Origin of the sequence: Spirosoma taeanense (genome assembly GCF_013127955.1) — a bacterium.
GTDB lineage: Bacteria > Bacteroidota > Bacteroidia > Cytophagales > Spirosomataceae > Spirosoma > Spirosoma taeanense.
Window position 1 is genome coordinate 2,844,391 of record NZ_CP053435.1, and the last position, 23,683, is coordinate 2,868,073.

Here is a 23,683-nt window from a genome sequence, read left to right on the forward strand (position 1 = left end):
CCAAAGTTAGCGTTATATAGTAACCCCACCAGGGGCAACGTATCATGAGACAGCTAAAGATTTCAAAACAGATTACCAACCGCGAGAGCCAGTCGTTAGACAAGTACTTGCAGGAAATTGGTAAAGTAGACCTGCTTACGCCTGACGAGGAAGTAACGCTGGCCCAGAAAATTCGCGAGGGGGATCAACTTTCGCTGGAACGGTTAACCAAGGCAAACCTGCGCTTTGTGGTGTCGGTTGCCAAGCAATATCAGAATCAGGGCCTTTCTCTGGGCGACCTGATCAATGAAGGAAATCTGGGTTTGATTAAAGCCGCGCAGCGCTTCGACGAAACGCGTGGGTTCAAGTTTATTTCGTACGCCGTCTGGTGGATTCGCCAGTCGATTCTGCAGGCGCTGGCCGAGCAGTCACGGATTGTCCGGCTCCCGCTCAACCGGGTCGGCTCGCTGAACAAAATTTCGAAGACATTCTCCGACCTCGAGCAGAAGTTTGAGCGGGAGCCGTCGCCGGAAGAACTGGCGGCCGTGCTGGAGATTTCGGCCGCTGAAGTTGTTGACACCCTGAAGATTTCGGGTCGTCACGTATCGATGGATGCGCCGTTCGTGCAGGGGGAAGAAAACAGCCTGCTCGACGTTCTCGAGAACGATGGTGAAGATAAGCCTGACTCGGGCCTGATCAACGATTCGCTCCGGAAAGAAGTACAGCGCGCCCTGTCGACGCTGACCCAGCGTGAGGCTGATGTCATCACGCTCTACTTCGGTCTGAACGGTGAGCATGCCATGACGCTCGAAGAAATCGGAGAGAAATTCAACCTGACCCGTGAGCGGGTTCGTCAGATCAAAGAGAAAGCAATTCGTCGTCTGCGTCACACCTCCCGGTCAAAGGCTCTGAAAACTTATCTGGGATAAGTTTTCGAATAATATGCAAAAAGGCTCCTACTGCGCAGTAGGAGCCTTTTTTGTTATTGTTTCTTACTAGAATTCAAACCGACTTTTTTTAATAATAACATATTTACATTGATTAGTATTAAACAGATTTAATTAGTTGCCAGCTTCCATTCTGTTTAATTTTAAGGCTGTTATAGATGCAAAAGGCTACCTATTTTTGAATGAGAGTTTTTTCCTGTTTCTTGCTTTACCCGGCTGCGAGGTTGTGGTTATGCATCCTCTGCCTGCTTGGGCATTCGATGGTGGCTGCGCCCGGTACAGCTTATTCAGGGGTAAACAATACCCATCTGGTGAACGGAGGGGCTGGCGCCCATGATCACCACGCTTTCTTCCTTGACTGCGAAGTTCCCTACAATCCATTAACCTACGAGATAACCGCCGGATCGGCCCATTTGTACTGGTATAATATCAGTTACTCAAACGTAACCTGGGATATACAGTATCGGGTTGTTGGAACGCCTACCTGGACAACCATCAGCGGCCTGACCAGTTCAAATTTTGTCTTGATGGGACTTGCCAACAACACCACCTATGAATGGCAGGTCCGTACGAACTGTTCGGGGGAGAGTTCGGCCTTCACCGCTTCCACTAGCTTCACCACCCAATGCCAGACGCCGGGCAGCCCTTTTGCGTCGGATATCAAGGCGGTGTCAGCAAAGCTCAACTGGACGGCGGCTGCTCCCAATCAGACCTACGCAATTCAGTATCGGGTCGTGGGAACAAGCAACTGGACTGTCATGACCGAGGTGCTGCGTTCCTCCTTTACGGTATCTGATCTAGTTAATAATACAACGTATGAATGGCAGGTGAAAACCGTCTGCTCGGCGACGGAAAGCTCGACGTATACGGCCATCAGTCAGTTCACTACCCAATGCCGTCAGCCTTCGGGTCTGACGACGGATCTCGTTGCCGCCCACTCGGCCCGGCTCAACTGGAACTCCGATTACAGCGCATCGCCGGAGATTCTGTATGACCTGCAATGGCAGGCGGTTGGCGACGCCAACTGGACGACCGTATCTGGCCTGACTTCAGTATCCTATAGCCTGAGCGGCCTGACGAATGGGCGATCGTATCAGTGGCGAGTGCGGTCGCGCTGCTCGGCCGCCGACAATCCAAACTATACTGCGCCGGTCACGTTCAATACCTTATGCGCCAATACAGCATCCCTGCTGAACGTGACGAGCGTGATGCCCTCGGCAGCTTCTTTAAGCTGGTATACCACCGATTTTAGCGCGAAAGAGCCATACGTGCTCCAGTGGCGCTCAACAGGTGCAACTACTTGGAATTCAGTAAGTCCGGTTACCTCGCCTTACTCCTTGACGGGCCTGTCGAACAATACGACCTACGAGTGGCAGATCGCTAACGGGTGTACAGAAAGCATGGTCTCTACGCCAACAGCGTCCGTCACGTTTACCACCCAGTGTTCAGCCCCCAGTGAACCCTCCACCGCAAACATCTCGTCTACGCAGGCTCGCTTGAACTGGTTTCCCCCGTATTATTACGGCCCATCAACCAGCTACGAACTACGTTGGCGTGTCGTGGGGACGTCGGTCTGGAACACGGTTACAAACTTGACGGGGACCACATACCTGTTGAGCAGCCTGACTAACGGTGCCAGCTATGAGTGGCAGATAAAAACCCTGTGCTCTGCCCAGGAAAGCTCCGAGTATACTGCGCTGACGACGTTCGCAACTCAGTGTACAAGACCAACTTCACCCAGTGTTAATGCGATTACGTCCACATCAGCCCGGCTCAACTGGTCGGGACCGGGTGAAGGCGTTACGTTTATGATGAACTGGCGGGTGCAGGGCACGACAACCTGGAACGTAGTGAGCGACATCCCAACGACGAGCGTTGATCTGGATGGTTTAGTGAATGCAACTACGTATGAGTGGCGCGTCCAGACGGTTTGTCCGGGCGGTGGTAACTCAACATTCAGTAGTTCGACGACCTTCGTTACGCAGTGTACCAACGCTGCGTATGCCTTTAAAGCCACCGCCATCATACCGACGGGTGCTACGCTCAGTTGGTATGGCCCAACCGAAGGAACGTTGTATGATATCCGCTGGCGACCCCTGGGAACAACGGTCTGGAATACGGTCAGCAATTACGTACCCACGACCACGAGTCTGAACCTGACGAATCTGACTAATGCCACGACGTATGAATGGCAGGTCCGGACGGTCTGCCGGGATGGACAGGGCTCGGTCTATGGGCCGTTACAAACCTTTACTACCCAGTGCCAGATGCCGATGTATCTGACGGCCATGGGTGTAACCGGCACATCGGTAAGCCTGAACTGGGCCGCTAACGGGAACCCACCTGATATGCCGTATCAGGTGCAATGGCGGGTGCAGGGAATCGGCGCTGACTGGAACACGGCGAATCCATCGAACCCGTCCTTTCTTATGTCGGGTCTGACACCGAATACAACCTACGAGTGGCGGGTGCGAACGCAGTGTTCATCAACCACTAATTCATCCTTCGCGGATGTCGTGACGTTCAGCACGACCGATGCCCCAGCCGGAGCGTGTACCGTGCCGGTCTCGCTGACCGCGAATAATCTTCTGCCCACCGGAGCGCGGCTGTCGTGGATTGGGTCGGCAACAGGTTACGAAATACGGTATCGGCTAATCAATACGGATAGCTGGACCGTCGTTCCCGACCTGACGAGTTCGGGCTATGAGATCACCGGTCTGCTGGCCAATACCACGTATGAGTGGCAGGTGAAGGCCGCCTGTTCAGATTACTCGGCCTCCGCCTATTTTCAAACGCAGTGCGCGCTGCCTACCGCAACCTCAACGACAAACATCACTGCCAGCGGTGCCCGGTTCAACTGGTCGGGAGGCAATGGCGGAGGTCTCTACGAAATTCAGTATCGGGTTGTCAATACGCCTGACTGGACTACGGTAGGGAATTTATCAACGACCTATTATGAGGTTGCGGGGCTCAGTAACACGACCAGTTATGAATGGCGGGTCCGGCGCGTCTGCTCCGCTACCGACCGACCGGCCTTCACCCCATCCATTACGTTCATGACCAGCTGCCGTGCGCCCACGAACCCGTACGTGTCTGAAACGGGATCGACATCGGCTGAGCTGGACTGGTCGGGCACCGGCGATTCGTTCGAAGTGCGCTGGCGGCCCACGGGTAGCAGCACCTGGACGACCGATGTAAACATGGCCGCAACGGAACACTCCCTAACGAGCCTGACGCCCGACACGCAGTATGAATGGCAGGTCCGCCAACGCTGCGGGGCAAACAGCGTGTCTGCCTATACCGGGGTGGAATTTTTCCGGACCCGCTGTTCGCTTCCAGTCAGTCCGGTTGCCACCGAGCTGACCGCCAGCACTGTTCGATTAAGCTGGGCCGGCGCGGGCGATACCTACGACATTCAGTGGCGGCTGTTGGGGACAACCGCCTGGACTGCAACGGGAAGTTTCGCCGGAAAGCAGTACGTGCTAACGGGTTTGACCGACAATAGCGTTTACGAATGGCAGGTTCGGTCGGTTTGTACGCCAACCAGCAGTTCTGCCTTTACGACCCCCAGCACGTTTCAGACGGGGTGCCGGCAGCCCTATAACCTGGTCGTGGCTCTACAAACGTCAAACTCCGCTCAGCTTTCCTGGAGCGGGGGTGGAGCGGATATAACCTATGAGATCCAGTGGCGGGTTACCAATACGCCCGGCTGGACAACGATCAGTAACCTAATCCAACCAGCCTACCGGCTCAGTGGTCTGCCAGCGAAAACAACCGTTGAATGGCAGGTCCGCACGGTTTGTTCGGCGACCAGCAACACAGCCTTCGTGGGTGGGCCAACTTTCCAGACGCAGTGCGCTCTGCCTGCATATCAACGCACCGATTTCGTGTCGCCTAAATCAGCTCAGCTTAGCTGGGGACCAGTAGCCGACGGCAACTTCGAGCTGCAGTGGCGGGTAGCAGGTGGCATGAACTGGAATTCGGTAAAAACAACCCGTACTCTTTACAGTCTGACCGGCCTGACTATCGGCACAACCTATGAATGGCGGGTGCGAACGCTTTGCTCACCGACCGATAGCTCCGCATTTATAGGCCCTGTAAGTTTTACCACCCAGTGCAGTTCCCCCAGTGCGCTGACGACCAGCAACGTTGGGCCCGGCTCGGCGGTGCTGAACTGGACCGGGCCAACATCCGGCGAAGTGCCTGACTCAACGATTACGTATGAAGTAAACTGGCGCGCCCAGGGTAATCCGGCCTGGACAGTCGTGCGGGGGCTGACCACAACAACCTACGCGCTAACGGGCTTGACATCCGGCACGGTTTACGAATGGACAGTCCGCACAAGCTGTTTGGCGGGGGATAACTCCTTGTTTGCTCCATCGGTTACGTTCAGTGCGCAATGTCTGGCGTCGGTGGCGTCGGTGCAGGTTAGTAGTGTATCAGCAGGTTCTGCTTCTCTGACCTGGGGTTCTGGTGCACCGGGGACTTATACTCCCAACTACGACCTGCGCTGGCGGGTTCAGGGGAGCGCCACCTGGACTACCGTGTCGAGCCTGACCAGTACGGCCTACTCGTTGACCGGTCTGGCGAACAATACTCGTTATGAAGCGCAGGTACAGGGCATTTGCTCAGATGGGCAACGAACGGACTTTTCGCGTGTGGTTACGTTCCGAACGGCGTGTGTCTTGCCGGCAGAGCTGAGCACGACGGCTATCGGTTCATCGTCGGCCCGGGTAAACTGGTCGACACCAGTCAGTGCAACTTATGTGTTTGATCTTCGGTGGCGTCCGGTGGGTAGTGCCGACTGGACGACGGCTGGCCTCGTTACATCGGGGTACGCACTGACTGGCCTGACAAATAATACCCTGTATGAATGGCAGATACGAACAGGCTGTAACCCGACGAATATAACGGTATATTCGGCTCCGCAGATATTCCGCACCCGTTGTACAGCACCAGCGGGAACGTTTACGTCGAGTATAACCGGGAATTCCGCTCAGCTTAACTGGACAAATTTCGACGGTGCATCCATGTATGAAGTACGCTGGCGAGCGGTAGGAACGAGCACCTGGAGTGTAAGCGGATCGTTGACTTCCTCGCCTTATACACTGACGGGCTTATCCGTGAATAGCTGGTACGAGTGGCAGGTACGGACAATCTGTTCAGATGGACAACCGGCCGATTTTAGTCCGCTGCTGCGCTTCCTGACGACAGATACAGTAGTCTGCACCAGTATGTTTACCCTGAAAAACGGGGATTGGAACGACGTAACGGTCTGGTCATGTGGTCGTTTACCCAACAGCTCAGACCCGATTCGGGTGAAGCATACGGTATCGTTACCAGCCGGATACGTCGGTAATGTGCAACAAGTAAGCCTAGATGTTGGGGGCCGGGTGAATTTCGGCTTGAACGCCCGGCTGCGCATGAACCCCTGACGTATGAGGCTGAATCAACTGATGCTTTAAAAGAACGAGGCCCGCTGGTTGCGCAATCAGCGGGCCTCGTTCGTCAGGAAATTGCTTTACTCCGTCAGATTTTTGAGGTAGGCAATGCTTTGCGGTACCTGGGTATCTTCATGGTTGCTTTCATCTTCAATGTAATAATGCTTGATGCCGACCTTCTTGGCGGCTTTCAGCACGGCCGGCATGTCAATCTGGCCTTCGCCCAGGACGACATCATTCTCGGGGGGCGTACCACCGGTAAGATCGCCCTTAATCCCTTTCTTGAGATCTTTCAGGTGCATCAGCTTCCATCGGCTGCCATACTTAGTCAGCAATTTAACCGGATCGGCACCACCGTGGGTCGCCCAGAGAATATCCATTTCGAACGAAACGTATTGGGGATCGGTATTTTTAACAATATAGTCGAACAGCGTGCCATCCTGGTACGGCTGGAATTCATACCCGTGGTTATGGTAGCAGAACGTCAGGCCGTTATCTTTCAGGACTTTACCCACCCGGTTAAAATCTTCGACGGCTTTCTGGGCATTTTCGAGGGTAAAGTTTCCTTTCTGATGCGGAATCCAGGCAACCATCACAAACGAAGCGCCCAGGGCTTTGGCGTTTTTAACCACCGATTCGGGGTCTTTCACAATCTGTTCGTAGCCGGCGCCCGTCGCCGTCATTTTTATACCTCGTTCGTCCAGCAGTTTTTTGTATTCCTCCGCCGTCAGACCTTTGGGCACTCCGCCTTCCATTTCTGTAAAGCCCAGTGATTTGATCAGGTCCAGGGTAGCGACGACATCCTTGGGGAAATTGTGCCGGTAGGTATAAGCCTCGACACCCAGCGGAAAGGTATAAACGCGTTTACCTGATTGCGCAAAAACGCTGTTCAGGCCCATCAGGCCAAGCGACAGCAGGGTGGTAAAAAACAGCTTACTCGTGCGATTGTGTTTCATAGAGTGATTGACAAGGTTTTCTTCTGTAATGCATGGGGTTGTCCGCAGCCTGCCTGTTAAACGATCAGAAACCAACTGGTAGAGTTGCGGATAGGGTAAAAAGCCAATTCCTGGGTAAGGCTACTATAGACCGCTTACGGTTTTATCAGGAAAAGGCCCGCAGCATGGGTAGCGGACTGGAGATAACTAAAGTAATGCGAGAAGTTCATGGTAAAATTCACGCAAACACGGCATTGACAATTCTGCCAACGATAAGGCCAGTAAACAGAGCTACCGACTGGCAACCCTGTTTACTGGCCTTATGGCTTATCCGATATTTTTATCAGCTACTCTGACGTCTAGTTTTTGAGAATCCAGGCGGGTGTATGTGCTAACTGACTAACCGCAGCCACACTGGCGATAGCTTCAGTTCGGTCTGTGGAGCCTGCTGCGGCTACCTTATACAACTGACCTTTAACGGCTGGCATAATAACGTACGCATCCATATAACCAGCTTTGCGGAGCTGACGTTTCAGGCGGAGCGCATTACGTTTACTGGAGAAGCTACCGGCAATCACCGTAAATCGGGGACCTGAATAAGCCGGAACTGGCTTAACCGCTACGACCGGAGCTGTGATAACTGGCTGAACTTTAGCCGCCGGAGCTTTCGTTACAACCGGTTCAACGGCTGGCGTGGTAACCGGCGTGGGCGTCGCTACAGCCTGAACTGCTACGGGCGTCGGGGCCGGAGTTGGCGCCGGTTTTGAAGCCGGGGCTGCTTTCCGTACAACCGAGACCGGGGTTTCTGCTGCATAAGCACCATAGTTCAGCCAGGCAGCCGGAACGCGGAACAGGTTGGCCGGGTCGAGACTACCCTGGAGTGGTTGCCCTGGCTTGATCACGGAAAAATAACTCACCAGTCCCAGGGAACCCACCAGCAGAGCGGTGGCGGCTACCCGCCAATAGGAGCGGGATGGACGATGAGGCACCAGTGTCATTTCTTCGTCCCGGACCAGAACCGGACCAAGCGCGGTTAGCGGCACGGCCTCCAGCGCGGGTTCAGGCTGTTGCTGCGGGTTGAGCAACTGCACCGACAGCGCGCTCATGCCATAGGCTTCGCCAAAGAAATTATGCCGGAGGCTGGGATCGAACTGTAAGCGGCCTTCTTCGTTGTGGCTAAAGGTGCCAATTCCGTCCAGTTCAAAGCGGCCGGTGGTTTCTATCTGCTGGCGCAGCTCGCTGACGAACAGGCCGATATGGCGCTGGGCCCCCTCGCGGGTAACCGGCTCGTGCAGCATAATATAATTCGCCAGAATGCCGTCGTCGAGCCGCAGGGCCTCGTTAAACGCAACGCGCTTGCGTGGGGGGAGGTACAGGCCACTGGTTTCCGTGAAAGAAGCCGGTTGGTAGTGCGTTAGAAAAGCGCCCAGTTCGGGGACCACTACGCAGTCATACTGATACAGCAACTTTTTAAGGTAGTCATTTACGGAAGCCATAGTCTGGATCGGTGGCGGATTAAAACGAATAACTGATTCCTCCGAGAAAGTTAAGCCCTTGGACCTGATAATACAAATAGCGCTGGTAGTTCTGACTAAAGATATTATTTAACGACACGAACGCTGAAACCTGCTTTCCTAGGAAATAGTCAATTTTCAGGTTCGCGTCGTAGATGGGTTTTAAGGTGTAGGTTACGTTAGACGTAAAGTTTTTATTTTTTATCCCCTCATAAAAATACAAATCGGCCGTAACGAATAATTTTTTATTCAGAATGTATGAATTCGTCCAGGTACCGGCCAGTCGCGGACGGCCCCAGGCCTCTTCGAGCCGATCCAGACCATAGCGGAAGAAGTCGGCTTTAAGTGTCGAGCGAAACTTATCTTTCTGCGCGTACCCGATCTGCCCCGAAATTGTCAATACCTGCGATACCCCCCCGTCGTATAAAACAAAGAATTTTGTGGTGTCCGGGATGGTGTTGTTAAAGGTAGAGAAGTTCCGGTAGCGGGCAAAGGAAACTTTCCCTTCGTAGGCGAACCCTCCGCCCAGGTTTCCTTTCGATCCACCGTAAATATCCATCAACTTAACAGTGTTAGCTAAAACGACCTGGGGCGCAAGCCATTTATTCTCAAGGAGTAAGGAGCGGAGCGTGTTCCGATTAATATCGCCGTCAATGCCCGCAAAAAAGTGAATATTGCTCACGGGAACCACATCAATATCAAGAACCGGAAAGGCCCTGGTGTCGTTAATGCCCTGCCGACGGTCGGTCTGGTTAACGGCGTTGATCCCGGCGGTTACGGTCAAGAACGACGACGCGTACTTAAAGGTTGGCTTCACCCGAAACAGGTTCCGGTTGTCCACCAGGCTACCATCCGAACGCTGGGTAACGTAGGCATCGGCTGCCACCAGAGCAAAGACGTTGTCAGTAATTCCCAGCGAACCATTGAAGTTGGTAGCCCAGTCGGTTTCGGCCGCGTTGAAGCGGTCGCGCAGGGACGTAATGCCGGTGCGGAGCGAATAGTCGATCGCGTTTTCAGTGTTGGCGTTTTCAATACCCACCCGGAAGTTGATGGTATTGAGCCGTTGTTTGATCAGTTCCGGATTAAACCCGGTCTCGGCTGCGTATTCCCGGCTGTAGCCATAGAAGTTATAGGTGTTGCGATCAAAGCCCAGGTCGCCCTGAAGCTTGAAAGCGTCGGTCAGCAGCTTGCCTGTCACCCGCACCCGCGTGTCGCTCTGCGCCGAATTCTTACCGTCGACCGGCCCAATGGCGGAAGACAGGTGGCGTACCGATCCTTCCAACGCTACGTTCGACAGGTTGTTGATACCCACGAACCCTTCGCCAAGAAACGAACTGTAGTTCCCCGCGCCCAGTTTTACGTAATTGTTGTAGGCGGGCGTGGCGTCGGGCTGGGTCGTGCTGGGCGGAAGCACCGTCGTGTTGATGCGCGGGTCGCCCACGGTTAGTTTACGATCTTCGAACTCGTAGGTGAGCTTCCGCTGCTCAGCGGAAGGTTTAACCGACGGAATCTTGTTGAACAGCCGGTTGGCGGGCGGCAGTTCAATCTTTCGGCTCTTCTCGACGGTAATTTCCTGATTGTCGATTTCGCCCTCCCGGGTGGGACGCGTCGGGCGCGGCTGTTGCTGGGCAAAGAGCGCCGTGGAGAGAAGCAGAAGCAGAAGGGTATATGAAGGACGTCTGATCATGATGGGAACAGGATGAGCGATGACGGGAAAAGAGGGCGAAACCGGCGATAACACCTTGCCAATCAGCCCTTTTCCGCCGTCGCTCTTCATAATTAGTTTTTCGATTCGAGACCCGCCAGCTTTTGTTTGGCTTCGGCGATAATGGTTTCGTTGGTCGAGTTTTCAATGATGGAATTCAGGACGGCTTTAGCCTGTGCCAGTTCGTCCAGGGCAACGTTGTTATCGGCGACCAGAATGAAGGCTTTGCCTTTCCAGTATTCAAAATCCGCGAACTGCTCATTGAATTTGAGCAGCGTCGCCACCGATTCCTTGTATTTTTTCTGTCGGTAGAGTATATCACCAAGGTAATACTGTGCTTCGGCACCGTTCACGTCTTTAGCCAGGGCAATTGTCTTATCGAATTCAGCCTGCGCCGTTTTGTAATCGCCTTTGGCGAAGGCCACCTTACCCAGCATCAGCTGCGCCCGGTTCTGAGCACCCGGTACCACGTTTCCGGCCGCTATAACCTCCCGGGCGATAATGGCCGCCGAGTCGGGTTTGGGGACGATGAAATACGTATCCATCAGGCCCAGCTGCGCCGTTACCTGCGCGGCTTTGTCGTTGGCGCGGTTGATAATGAACTGGTAATTCCGAATAGCGCGTGGGTAATTCTTCTGCTGGGCTTCCAGTTCAGCAGCACGCGTGGCAGCCCGTACCAGATAATCGGACCGGTTGTCGGCGATGATCAGGTTGTAATAGCGCAGGGCGTTCGTGGGGTCACTGGTCAAACGGTACGATTCGGCCAGATAATAGCGGGCCTCGTTGGTATTCGGACTGGCCGGGTATTCCTGCATGAACGCTATCAGGGACTGAATGGCCTGCGGGTATTTCTCGTTAAAGAAAATGTTCTTGGCATTTTCGAACTGCACCCGTTCCACGTCCGTACTGCCGGGGTTGCCCTTTTTATACTGCCCCAGTACCTGCGAAAACTCTTCCGGCCGACCGGCGTCATTCAGCGTGTTCTGGATACCCAGCAGGGCACTCTGCGCCTGATCCGAATCACCGTAATTGTCCAGAATCCGTTTGTAATCAGCTACGGCGGGGTCGTACTGCTGCAGGTTCCCGTAAGCAATGGCCCGTTTCAGCAGGGCCGCCGGCACGAGGGTGCTGTTAGGCTTATCCTGGATCAGCTTCGTAAAGCCCCGGATAGCCACCTGATAGGCGCCCTTCTCAAAATCAACGTTAGCTGTCTGAAACAAGGCCTCATCGACAAACCGTGAGTTGGGATATTGTCGCTGCACCTGATCGAACTGGGCTTTGGCTTCGGCGTCGCGACCGACGTAACTTAGGATCACCGCTTTCTGGTAGGATGCGTAATCCTTGTCCGGGGCGTTCTGAGCGATGGCCTGGTCATAATACCGCATCGCGTTCTCGTACTGCTTGTTGGCAAAATACGTATCGGCCAGTCGGATGGTGGCATCCAGGAGCTGCGCCCGGTCGGCCGAACTGGCCCCCCGGCTCACAAAATCGCGGAAATACGGCAGGGCGCGGTTGTAATCTTTCTTGTTATAATAGGCATAGCCCAGGGCGTACAGACTGCGGGTGGCGTACTCGCCGGCGTTACTTTTGGCAATGCTGGCGTAGAGCGGGATGGCCGTATCGTACTGTCGGCCAGCCGAATAGGCTTCGGCTTTCCAGAACTGGGCGGCCTGCTGCATCTCGGGGTCGACCGGATACCGCAGCGATTTGTCGAGGTTGGCGACGGCCTGCGGGTAGCGCTCGGCGTTAAAATCGTTGACGCCCTGGTTATAGGTCAGGCGCTGGTAGGTCGCGTTGATTTTCGGGGTCCGTCGCTTCAGCCCCTCGATATAGGCGATGGCAGCCGGGTAATTATTTGAAGCGAAATACGCTTCGCCGACCAGCTCGTTCGCTTCGTTCTCAAACTTGCTGTCGGGGTATTGTTTCAGGAAAGTCGTCAGTTCTTTAACGGCTTCGGCGCCGTTGTTCTGGTCAACCAGCAGTTTGGCGTGATTGAAGCGGGCTTCCTCCTGAATCTCGCGGCTGAACGACAGACGACCGGCCTGGTCAAAGGCCGTCAGGGCATAGGTAGGGTTCTGCGTCTGCAAATAACTCACCCCCAGCGTATAGGCAGCATACTGCGCCGTGGTATCCTTGCCACTAGCCAGCGGCTTGAGCTGCGTAATGGCATCGTTGTAAGACCCCGTGCGGAAGAGCGACTGCCCATACCGAAACTTAACGGCTCCCGGCGCTTTCGTGCCCGTCGCGTTAATATACTGCCGGTAAAAGGGAATAGCGCGGGCGAACTGATTCTGCTGGTAATACACTTCAGCCGTAAACAGGGCGACTTCGTTCAGGCCCCGGCCGTTATTCCGCCGAAGCAGCGGCTCGGTATAGGCGAGCAGGTCGTCGAACCGGTGTTGGCGATACAGCGCCTGGGCAATCCAGTTGGGCACCTCGTTCTGGTAGGTCGGGTTGTTCTCCACCCGCCGGAAATCCGCTACGGACTCGTTGTAGTTACGGTTGCGGAAATTGATCACCCCCGCATAATAGGACGCAGCCGGCGCATCGGCCGAATTCGGGTCGAGCTTGACTTCATTCAGCAGGGGCAGGGCCCGCTGCAGATCCTGCGTATTGTAATACGCGAGCGCCAGCTGGTATTTATAGGCGGTCTGGCGGGCGCTGCTGCCCCCCTGGGCCACAGCCTTCTCCAGGAACCCGATGGCTTTCGCGTAATCCTGTCGGGTGTAATAATACGTGCCCAAATCGCCGTATAACTGCCCGGCTTTGGGATGCTGGCTGTGATTCTTGACAAACCGGTCCACGAGTACTTCCGCTCCGGGCTCATCGATATACAGACTCGTCAGGGCAATATAGTATTCGGCTTCAACGGTGTTCTGATCATTGGTATTCAGCAGCGTCCGCGTGCCATCGCCCCGGCGGGGTTCGAGATACTGGCGGAATTCATAACGGGAAGCCGCATAGTTATTCTTTTCGAACAGTTCGAGGCCGTTGCGGTAGTGATAGTCAGGTTCGGAATGACTCTGGGTGCGCTGGGCCGAAGCCGACAGTGCCGTAAGTAGCCCAAGGGTCAGAAACAGCAGCCAGTTGCCGGGAACCGGGAGGAACTGAGGTTGACCTGGTTGGGATTGGGAATAGGGCATAAACAAAATCAACGGTTGTGAATGCTTGGAATGCGTCGTAGTTTCGCCGACAAATTGGCAAATTACCATCCAAATCTGGACAAAAAACGAAGGTATTTCTGTTTCCGTATGAAAAAAAACACCCAGCTGCTGTATTTACTTACTGTCTGGACTCTTTTTGCTCCGCTCAACGTTTTTGCTGCCCGTAACCCTGCTGACGATATCGACCCATCGGCGGCTTCGCCCACGATTACTTATCTGCTGGCCATGCCGGAGCCGCAGACCCATTATTTTGACGTAGAAATGCAGCTCAGAAATATAGCTGCCGTCACCCAGGCGAAAAAAAATGGGTACGTCGATATCAAGATGCCGGTCTGGACGCCGGGGTCGTATCTGATCCGGGAATACGCTAAAAATGTAGAAGCCTTTACGGCAACGGCCAGTGGGAAACCCGTGCCGAGCGAGAAGATCCGTAAAAACGCCTGGCGTATTTATTCCGGCGACGACAACCTGACGATTCGTTACCGCGTGTACGCCAACGAACTGACCGTCCGGACGAGTTTCGTCGATAGTGATCATGGTTACGTGACGCCCGCCAGCATGTTCATGTTTCACGACGCCCTGAAGAACCAGCCCCATCGGGTAGTGGTGCAGCCCTATAAAGACTGGAAGAAAGTGGCGACGGGTCTGAAGCCGGTAGCGGGCCAGAATTTTACCTACGAAGCCGCCGACTACGATATCCTGGTCGACTCACCCATTGAAATCGGGAATCACGAAACGTTTCAGTTTACGGCCTCCGGTATTCCGCATACGGTGGCCATGTTTGGCGAGGTAGAGTATAACCCTCAGCGCCTGGCTGCCGATTACAAACGCGTCTGCGAAACAGCCGCGTCGGTCGTGGGGGAGCACCCCTGTCAGGATTATCTGTTCATTGTCCACCACATTCCGCCGGGCGGGGGCGGTCTGGAGCATCTGAACTCCACAACGCTTGAAACCACGCGCTATGCTTATGCCACCGAATCCAATTACAAAGGGTTTCTGACGCTGGTGGCCCATGAATACTTTCATCTCTGGAACGTAAAACGCATCCGGCCCATCGCGCTGGGACCGTTTGACTACGAGAATGAGAACTACACGCATATGCTCTGGCTATCGGAGGGCTGTACCTCGTTCTACGAAGATTATATCCTGCGCCGGGCGGGTTTTCATACGCCGGAGGCTTACCTGGGCATCGTCGCCAACGACATCACCCAGATTGAAAATCAGCCGGGAGTCCGGCTGCAGTCAGCAGCCGAGTCGAGCTGGGACGCGTGGATCAAAGGGTACCGACCGAACGAAAACTCGGCCAACACGACCATTTCGTACTACAGCAAAGGCTCCGTGCTGGGTTCGTTGCTGAACCTGGCCATTCTGGCGGGCAGCAACGGCGAGCGGAACCTGGACGATCTGATGCGGTATCTGTATACCGAGTATTACAAGAAGCAGAAGCGCGGCTTTACCGACGAAGAGTTCCGCCGGGCTGCCGAACAGACAGCCGGCCGCAAACTCGACGACTTTTTTACTGTCGGCGTCAACAGCGCAGCGCCGATCAACTATAACGCGTATTTCGAGCCGGTTGGCCTGCAACTGACCAACGTGGCTGCCCGGACCCAGGATGGGTTTTTAGGCGCCGGAACGACGGTTCAGAATGGCAAGTCCATCGTAACGAGCGTCCGTCGCGGATCGGCGGCCTATACCGACGGTCTGAACGTAGGCGACGAAATTATTTCCGTCGACAGCGTTCGTGTGGGCGACGATCTGCTGCGGCTCATCAGCGGTCGGCGCATTGGCGACAAACTGACTATTCTGGTTAACCGCGCCGGGCTGATTCGTAAGATTCCAGTTACCCTGACGGCCAACCCGCTGGTCAGCTACCGCCTGCAGCCGCTGCCGAATCAGACCCCGCAGCAGAAAGCCTTGTTTGAGAAATGGCTGTTTATTCAATAAGAGTTATAACCAGGTGTTAAATACAAGGGGGACCCTGATCAGCGTCCCCCTTGTATTTGAGCTAGGTTTCAGATGGTTCCAGTCCAGTAGTGCTGGGCTTTTTGAAAAGCCTGTTCGCCAACCTGGCGACCCAACTGGAGCCCTGATGTGTTTCCTTCATAAAAGTGTATCCCTCCGTATAATCGGGATTCGCCGGCCTCCAGAGCCGCCTGCGTAAACGAACTCCAGCGCATCGCCAACCCAATAACATCGACGGATGGGTCAGCCGAAAGGGGCCTGGTTTGCAGATAAAAGTACCCGAACGTATCGCTTCCCGTGAATCGCCTGAGCACTTCGGCAGCCGCCATACTAAACGCGCTGTGGCCGGAAGTGTATTCAGCAAACGGCGGGGTAGGAAACGTATTCACCTGAAAGGTTCGCCAGTTCTCTCCCTGTATATCGATGGTTCCCCGCCCGGCACCGCCCCAGGCCCGGATCGTTTTTCCCCGGAATAAATGCCGGATGGCCGTGATAGGCCGACAATAGTCATAAAACCGTTTGGCTTCCCAGGTAGCAATAGATGCGTCAAAAATAGCATTAGAGACCGCAAAGAAGAGCTTTACGCTTGCATCCAGGTCCAGATGGTCCCGGTTTGCCACAAAGGCAGTGAAAATCATCCAGTGACCAGGCGGCAATTCGGACCTCGGCCCATCGGCCCAGTATTCGGCAATTACTTGTTGAATAGGGGTAAGATTCGCCTGCACCTCGATGATGTGTTTCGCCTGGTCCAGAAATCCCTGAGACGTTAACGGCTCGGGCTGACCCGGCCGAAACTGGCTGCCCGACGTAAGCGCAAAGGGAATGACATTGCCCCAGTGGGGCGCAATAAAATCAGGGGAGGCTGGCCGACCCTCACTCGTTAAGTAGACCAGTTTCTGCCATCGGTCGGGATGGGGAATATCGTCAACCGTGGAAGGGAAAAGCGGGTTCAGGGGCGGATTGACGCTGACATATCCAGAGGTATCGGCGTAGTTTCCGGCTTCGTTGGCACCATCGGTTTGGCGGAAGGTCAATACTATACTTGCCGCTTTGTTGCCAATACCGATCGGGGTGTTCAGGGCCATTGAGTTATTCGTCGGGTCCAGACCCAGTGACACCATTCGATCAACAAAGAGGGACCTTGCCGCCGAGAACTGATCGGCTAAAGCCCGGAAGGCGGCATAATGGATGGCCGTTTCCTTATTAGGTGAGGTGTTTTCAGCCGATGGCCGTTGGGGAATACCGGGTTGCGTCGGTTTGGCAACGGGGTCGTAGGCGGCCCAGGCATCGTACACGCTGGTGTATACAATGGCAATCGAGCGGGCAACAATCGGCGGACCGGGTTTCGTCTGGCGGATAGCCTCCAGGAGCACTTCATTCCATTCATTCAGTACGTTCAGCATTCTCGTATGGGGATTTTGAAATTAATGGCGTGGACACTGCCAGGCAGAGCCCCGGCTATTTAGTCGTTGCTGGAATCTATGCAGGAAACAGAGCCAGGATAGGCATGGACGATCCGTCCGCCTTTATCGGCGGTTAACAGCCACCAGAGTCAATCCTGAAAAAGAGTATTACTTAAAGTAAACATTTATTCATATTTACATAATGAGCTATTAATAAGAACATTATAAAATAGTGTTATTGCTTGATGCTGCTCACTTGTGTTATAAATGCCATAAGTCGATTCGCTTAGTTGACCGACGGTTTTCGAACATAAGCCCGTCAAAATCACTTTTGAGATAAAGGCTTTCGGGACGCCGTCGTACCTTTGCCTTTATTAATCCAGTACATGTCATCAACGTTACGATTTGAATTAACTACGCCGGTCATTGACGACCGACCCATATTTGTTGCCGGAAATTTCTGCGACTGGATACCCAATTCAGACCTGTTTCGGCTTGAGTCGCTGGGGCCTGGTCAATATGGTCTGACGCTGGAGGGCCTTACGCTTCCCGATGTCATCGAGTATAAATACACTAAAGGCGGCTGGGAGCAGGTGGAACTGAGTGTGTCCGGCGAGGGGGTTCCGAACCGGCAGGTCGCCGTTGATGCGGGGCTGGTACAGGATTACGTTGCCCACTGGCGCTGGTTCGGCATGCCGTTTAATCCGGAACTGCTGCCCAGAATTGAACTGCTCAGCGCTGAGTTTGCCGCTCCCCAACTAGGTACTGCCCGCCGGATTCACGTGCTGCTGCCGCACGATTACGAGCGAACCGACAAACGCTATCCCGTGCTGTACCTGCACGACGGACAGAACCTGTTCGGTGAAGGCGCTGGCTACGGTACCTGGGCGGTAGACCAGAAAATGGCCCTGCTGGCGGCCCGGGGTCATCACGAGGTTATTTTAGTATCGATAGACCACGGTTACGATGAACGCATCCGCGAGTTTACCCTGCACCGGACCCGCGCCGGTAAAGGCAAAGGCCAGCGATACCTGGATTTTATCCGGCGCGAGCTTAAACCCGTGATTGACGCCAGCCTGCGGACCCGGCCCGACGCGGCCCATACGGGTATCGGCGGCAGTTCGCTCGGTGGCCTGATCAGTATCTATGCCGGACTGATGCACCCCGATGTGTTCGGCCGACTGATGGTGTTCTCGCCTTCGCTCTGGATTTCTCCGAAAATCTATTTCGATGCTATCCAGTTTCAGGCCCCCGAGCCCATGAAGGTTTATGTGTACGGGGGCGAACAGGAATCGGGTTATATGGTGCCGAATATTCAGCGGCTGAATGAGTCCCTGTTGAAACAGCCTCAGAGCGGCCAGTCCGTGGAAGTTCATTTATCCGTCGATCCGGCGGGTACCCATCAGGAAGCCCACTGGGCGCGCGAGTTTCCCAAGGCGGTTGAATGGTTGTTTTATTAATTGATTCTCGTTCATGATTATTTCACTGCAAACGCATTCGAGTCCGGCCGATGTGCTGATTATTCCGGTTGCTCAAACGGATGGCTTACTGGAGCAGTTGGCTCGCCTGGCCGATTCCGTTGGCCTGCCCACGCGGGTACTTCAGGCTGATTTTAAAGCCGAGCCCAACGAACTGTTTTCTCAGTATCAACCCGATGGCAGCCGGGTCTTTCTGCTCGGACTTGGTAAAGAACCGGGGTCGCTGGACTGGTTGCGGACGTTCCGAAAACTTTTCTTTACCCAGAAGACAAAATTGCCTCTTGCGGTAACTATCGACCTGACGGGCTTCGCCGGTGCGGTTGCAGAATCCGTCGTGCTGGGGGTGCTCGGGGGCGGCTACGACCTGCGGCTATACCAGACGGACAAGACTGACCTATCGGCTTTTTACGCCGAAGAAGGCAGGTTAACAGTGTTAACCACGCCTGCTGAGCAGGAAACGGCGCAGGCCGCTCTGATGCGGGGCGAGGTGCTGGCGCAGACGCAGCGGCAGATGCTGGATCTGATGAATGCTCCGGCCAATTACAAAAATCCGCAAACGCTGGCTGACTGGGCGCTGACGTCCGGACAGGCACATGGGTACAAGGTGACGGTACTGGATGCCGACGCCCTGGCTGAACAGGGTCTCGGCGCGCTGCTCAGCGTCGCGCGGGGCAGTGAAGTAGCCCCCGTATTAATCATTGCTGAGTATACACCCCAGCCGGACGACCCGTCAGCCCAGCCGGCATGGCCCAGGGTAGGGCTGGTGGGTAAGGGCGTTACCTTTGATACGGGTGGGATATCGATCAAGACCTCGGCGAACATGCACCTGATGAAAAGCGACATGGGGGGGGGCGCAGCCGTACTGGGCACCATTGAAGTGGCTGCCCGGCTGAAGCTGCCCGTTCATCTGATCGGGATCGTACCGGCCACGGAAAACAGCGTGGACGGTCGCTCGACCAAGCCCGGCGACGTCGTGACGGCCTACAGTGGCAAAACCATCGAGATCATTGACACCGACGCCGAGGGGCGGGTGATTCTGGCCGACGGACTGGGCTACATGATCCGAAACTTTCAGCCCGACGTGCTGATCGATCTGGCTACGCTGACGGGGAGCGTTATTGCCGCCCTGGGCTACCATGCCGCCGGCTTATTCACCCAGAACGATGAGCTGGCCGCGCAGCTCATAACCGCTGCCAACGAAACCGGCGAACGGCTCTGGCGGATGCCGCTCTGGGATGCGTATAAGGAGGATATAAAGTCCGACGTCGCCGACGTAAAAAATTTCAGCGGTAAACCCCTTGCCGGTTCAATCAGTGCGGCCAAGTTTCTGGAGGTTTTTGCCGAGGGGCATCCGGCCTGGGCGCATCTAGATATTGCCGGAATGGCCTTTGCCGATACGGAATTTGGCCAGCAGAAAAACGCAACCGGGTTCGGAATTCGGCTGCTAGTCGATTACCTGCGCCGGTTAAGCGCAAAACACTCCGAAACCAAGTCCGGTTATTAATACACAAAGAATTGTTTCGGACTAAACTGGTAAACGGCGATGACTTCCCTGACGTTTTTATGCATTGCGTCCTATTTCAAGGGCCAGGAGTTTATGCGGTCCTGCAAAGCGCTGGGCAATACGGTCTATCTGCTGACCGATCATAAATTAGCTCATGAGCCCTGGCCGCATGAAGCGATCGATGAAGTTTTCTATCTGGCTTCGCCGAGCAATTCAACCGAGAATCTGGACCGGATGGTGGCGGGCCTTGCCTACGCGATGCGCTCGCGCCGGATCGACCGGGTCGTCGCCCTGGATGATTTTGACGTGGAAAAGGCGGCTCTCGTTCGGGAAACGTTCCGCATTCCCGGTATGGGCCAGACAACCGCCCGGTTTTTCCGTGACAAGCTAGCCATGCGGATGCGGGCGTCGGCGGAGGGGATTCGTGTGCCGGCCTTCAGTTCATTATTTCACGACGAAAGCATTACCCAGTTTCTGCGCAGTACGGAAGCTCCCTGGCTAATTAAACCCCGATCGGAGGCTTCGGCCACCGGCATCCGAAAGGTACACTCGCTCGAAGAGGCCTGGGAGGTCATCCATAGTCTGGGCGACCGGCGGCATGAATACCTGATCGAACAGTTCAGACCCGGGCGGGTATATCACGTGGATTCGCTGTCGTACGAGGGGCGTATTGTATTCACCCGCGCCAGTCAGTACCTGGCTACGCCCATGGAAGTGGCCCACGGGGGAGGGGTTTTCCGAACGATGAGCCTGGCACCGGAAGCGCCCGAAATAGCTGGTCTGTATGCCATCAACCAACAGGTGCTGGATGCTTTTCGGATGCGCCACAGCGCTTCGCACTCGGAGTATATCCAGGGCGATCACGACGGCGAACTGTATTTTCTGGAAACATCTTCCCGAGTGGGGGGCGCGCACATTGCCGAGATGGTCGAAGCCGCTACGGGAGTGAACCTCTGGCGTGAGTGGGCGCGTCTCGAAAACGCCGTTGCGCGCGAAGAAACCTACGAGCCGCCCGTTGTAGACCCTCAATATGCCGGACTGATTGTTTCGCTGGCGCGTCAGCAGTGGCCGGATCTAGCCAGCTTTACCGACCCGGAAATCTACTGGCGGATGGACCGTGAGCATCACGTTGGGCTGATTGTCCGCTCGGAGGACCCGGTCCGGGTCCGGGAACTGCTCGATGCGTACATGCACCGGATTTACTCGGAATTCCATGCGTCGGCGCCCGTACCCGAAAGCCGATAAAGTAGTGACTGACCTCGCACTATCTGTCAAAGTACGTCGTTACGTTCGCCAGTAGCTGTCCAGTCGGTATCCATATCGGCAAAGCGTTGGGCTACGCGTGCCAGGAAGGCGTCATCGAGCATGGCCGGTACGTCCCCGGCGCTGGTCAGATCCATTTCGCTGATCTTGTAGGTCTGTTCGTAGGGACCGGCTTCAATTTTGACGATATATTTGCCGTTCCATGCGTAAAGCCCGATACGGAACTGGGGATGAGGAATGTCCTGAACGAAACGCATAGCGTGGGGTAACGTGAGAAGATTTCCTGAATGAGTCGATTAACAAAGATACAAGCGCAGACCACAGCGCGAAGGCATCCGCCCGGAATTAACCGGATGGCCTGTGTGATCTCTTTTCTTTTTTGTGTAACCGTTCTGTATAGCTGCGACCAGCGCACCGACGAAGCGGCCCAGTTTTTTCTGCGGGGAAATGTTCAGCTGCAGAAGCGCGAATACCGCGAAGCCATCCGGTATTATACGGAAGCCATCGAGAAGAAACCGGATTTTGCCGATGCCTACAATAACCGGGGGCTGGCCCGCTTCCGCAACGACGACCGGGAGGGAGCGCTGGCCGATTACAGTCGGGCCATCCAGGCCGATCCCGATTTTGGGGCGGCTTACCTGAACCGCGCCGAGGTGCTGCTCGAAACGGGTGATGCCGCCGGTAGCCTGGCGGACCTGCAGCGGATCGCAACCGAATACAGCGACTCCACGTTTTACCAGACCCGGCTGGGCGATACCTTTGTTCGACTGAATAATCCGGCGCAGGCACAGGCGGCCTATGACCGGGCCATCCAGCTAAATCCCAGCAACGTAGAGGCCTTGACGAACCGGGGGGCTTTATTCTTTAATCAGAAAGCCTATGAGCTGGCACGCCAGGATATTGAGCGGGCCCTGCAGCTTAATCCCCGGCAGGACGCGGCTCTGAACAACCTGAGCCTGCTGCTGGCCCGCTCGGGCAAGTATGCCGAAGCGCTGACGTATGTGGACCGGGCGTTGGCCGTGCAGCCGGGGCAGCCTTACTATCTGAACAACAAAGCGTATCTGTTGCTGGAACTGAACCGGCCAGCCGAAGCCCTGCCGCTGGTGCAGGAGTCCCTCCGGCGCGATGCGCAGAACGCCTGGGCACACCGGACGCTGGGTATCTATTACCTTCGCCAGAACCAGCCCACGCAGGCACTGACCGCGTTCCGGCGGGCCGAACAGCTGGATGCGTCCGTCGATCAGTTATATTATTATCTCGGAACCGCTCAGCAGGCCGCGGGTAATCGGACGGAGGCCTGCCAGGCCTGGCGTCGGGGTGAATCGGCCGGGGATGAGCAGGCGGCTAACGCCCGGAAGAGGCATTGTCAGGGCTGAGCACAGCCGACGCGTCGATATCCTATGGAATTCAAAAAGCCCAAAGTTGGGGTTGTGCAGGCCACCCCCGCGCTCTTTGATCTCGACCGAAGCGTTGAGATCGTTCTTGCCTGGATCGAAAAAGCCGCTGAGGCCGGTTGTCAGCTGGTGTTGTTTCCGGAATCGTTTATTCCGGCGTATCCCCGCGGCTTAACGTTTGAAGCGGTGGTCGGTCGTCGAACCGAAAACGGCCGGGCCATGTGGCTCGATTACTGGGCCAACAGTCTGGAAGCCGATTCGATACAGACGCGCCGGATCAGCGAAGCGGTCCGTAAAGCGGGGATGTTCGTGGCACTGGGCGTCACCGAACGCGAACCCGTCGGTGGAACGCTGTATTGTTCGTTGTTTTACTTCGCGCCGGATGGCCGTCTGCTGGGACGGCACCGCAAACTAAAGCCCACCGGTCTGGAGCGCTACATCTGGGGCGAAAGCGACGGGAGTACGCTGCTTGGCTACGATACGGATCTGGGACGGATCGGCGGGTTGATCTGCTGGGAAAACTATATGCCGCTGGCGCGAACGGCTTTATACCAGCAGGGGATCGAGATCTATCTGGCGCCCACGGCCGATATGCGTCCGTCCTGGCAGGCGACCATGCAGCATATCGCCCTGGAAGGACGCTGTTTTGTGCTGGCCAGCAACCAGTTCGTGCGGAAGAGCGATTATCCCGGGCGTTACCAGCCTGATCTGACCAACGAGCCGGCGATTATGAGCCGGGGCGGTAGCGTCATTATGTCACCTATGGGGGAGGTGCTGGCCGGACCCCTGTGGGATGAAGAAGGTTTACTGACGGCCGAACTCGATTTTGAGGTTCTGATAAAAAGTAAACTTGACTTCGATCCCGTTGGCCATTATGCCCGACCCGACGTGTTCCGGCTGGACGTAACGAATCAGCCGCCCTTTTCTCAAATTTAAGCCATGAAGAAATTTTACCAGACGAGTTGCTTCGAGAGATCCCCAGTAACTATAACTA

14 protein-coding genes are annotated in these 23,683 nt (G+C 55.3%); 8 read left to right on the plus strand and 6 right to left on the minus strand.

Annotated features, from left to right (window positions below):
• Nucleotides 1–44: 44 nt before the first annotated feature.
• Nucleotides 45–908: a sigma-70 family RNA polymerase sigma factor gene (locus HNV11_RS11975; protein ID WP_009282104.1), complete on the plus strand. Its 864-nt coding sequence runs from the start codon at nt 45–47 to the stop codon at nt 906–908.
• A gap of 242 nt (nt 909–1,150) precedes the next feature.
• Nucleotides 1,151–6,361: a fibronectin type III domain-containing protein gene (locus HNV11_RS11980; protein ID WP_171739885.1), complete on the plus strand. Its 5,211-nt coding sequence runs from the start codon at nt 1,151–1,153 to the stop codon at nt 6,359–6,361.
• An 86-nt stretch (nt 6,362–6,447) separates the two neighbouring features.
• On the opposite strand, the gene HNV11_RS11985 is transcribed toward HNV11_RS11980, so the two are convergent.
• The 4 genes from HNV11_RS11985 to HNV11_RS12000 form a co-directional block, all read right to left on the minus strand.
• The gene (locus HNV11_RS11985; protein ID WP_171739886.1) at nt 6,448–7,323 is read right to left on the minus strand and encodes a sugar phosphate isomerase/epimerase family protein; all 876 of its coding nucleotides are present in this window, start codon (nt 7,321–7,323) and stop codon (nt 6,448–6,450) included.
• Between the two features lie 338 nt (nt 7,324–7,661).
• Nucleotides 7,662–8,798, minus strand: a complete 1,137-nt coding sequence (locus HNV11_RS11990; protein WP_171739887.1) for an HU domain-containing protein — start codon at nt 8,796–8,798, stop codon at nt 7,662–7,664.
• Nucleotides 8,799–8,817: 19 nt separating this feature from the next.
• Entirely contained in the window at nt 8,818–10,503 is a 1,686-nt protein-coding gene (locus HNV11_RS11995) for a TonB-dependent receptor (RefSeq protein WP_171742161.1), read from the minus strand.
• Nucleotides 10,504–10,595: 92 nt separating this feature from the next.
• On the minus strand, nt 10,596–13,664 hold the full coding sequence (locus tag HNV11_RS12000) for a tetratricopeptide repeat protein (RefSeq protein ID WP_171739888.1): 3,069 nt from the start codon (nt 13,662–13,664) through the stop codon (nt 10,596–10,598).
• A gap of 108 nt (nt 13,665–13,772) precedes the next feature.
• Between HNV11_RS12000 and HNV11_RS12005 the strand changes: the two genes are divergently transcribed.
• Entirely contained in the window at nt 13,773–15,629 is a 1,857-nt protein-coding gene (locus HNV11_RS12005; protein ID WP_171739889.1) for a M61 family metallopeptidase, read from the plus strand.
• A gap of 68 nt (nt 15,630–15,697) precedes the next feature.
• Here HNV11_RS12005 and HNV11_RS12010 read toward each other — a convergent pair whose 3' ends face one another.
• Nucleotides 15,698–17,050 (minus strand): vanadium-dependent haloperoxidase, encoded by a 1,353-nt coding sequence (locus tag HNV11_RS12010; RefSeq protein ID WP_171739890.1) that lies wholly within the window; start codon nt 17,048–17,050, stop codon nt 15,698–15,700.
• A 386-nt stretch (nt 17,051–17,436) separates the two neighbouring features.
• On the opposite strand from HNV11_RS12010, the gene HNV11_RS12015 reads away from it, so the two are divergent.
• The 3 genes from HNV11_RS12015 to HNV11_RS12025 are packed head-to-tail and all read left to right on the plus strand — an operon-like array spanning nt 17,437 to nt 21,277.
• Entirely contained in the window at nt 17,437–18,510 is a 1,074-nt protein-coding gene (locus tag HNV11_RS12015) for an alpha/beta hydrolase (protein ID WP_171739891.1), read from the plus strand.
• 13 nt (nt 18,511–18,523) lie between these two features.
• Entirely contained in the window at nt 18,524–20,032 is a 1,509-nt protein-coding gene (locus HNV11_RS12020; protein ID WP_171739892.1) for a leucyl aminopeptidase family protein, read from the plus strand.
• 39 nt (nt 20,033–20,071) lie between these two features.
• On the plus strand, nt 20,072–21,277 hold the full coding sequence (locus tag HNV11_RS12025) for an ATP-grasp domain-containing protein (RefSeq protein WP_171739893.1): 1,206 nt from the start codon (nt 20,072–20,074) through the stop codon (nt 21,275–21,277).
• Nucleotides 21,278–21,303: 26 nt separating this feature from the next.
• Here HNV11_RS12025 and HNV11_RS12030 read toward each other — a convergent pair whose 3' ends face one another.
• Nucleotides 21,304–21,552: a hypothetical protein gene (locus HNV11_RS12030; protein WP_171739894.1), complete on the minus strand. Its 249-nt coding sequence runs from the start codon at nt 21,550–21,552 to the stop codon at nt 21,304–21,306.
• A gap of 105 nt (nt 21,553–21,657) precedes the next feature.
• On the opposite strand from HNV11_RS12030, the gene HNV11_RS12035 reads away from it, so the two are divergent.
• Nucleotides 21,658–22,671 carry a tetratricopeptide repeat protein gene (locus tag HNV11_RS12035; protein ID WP_317167989.1) on the plus strand — a complete coding sequence of 338 codons (1,014 nt, stop codon included), beginning with the start codon at nt 21,658–21,660 and terminating at the stop codon, nt 22,669–22,671.
• 24 nt (nt 22,672–22,695) lie between these two features.
• The gene (locus tag HNV11_RS12040) at nt 22,696–23,625 is read left to right on the plus strand and encodes a carbon-nitrogen hydrolase family protein (protein WP_171739895.1); all 930 of its coding nucleotides are present in this window, start codon (nt 22,696–22,698) and stop codon (nt 23,623–23,625) included.
• Nucleotides 23,626–23,683: the final 58 nt, after the last annotated feature.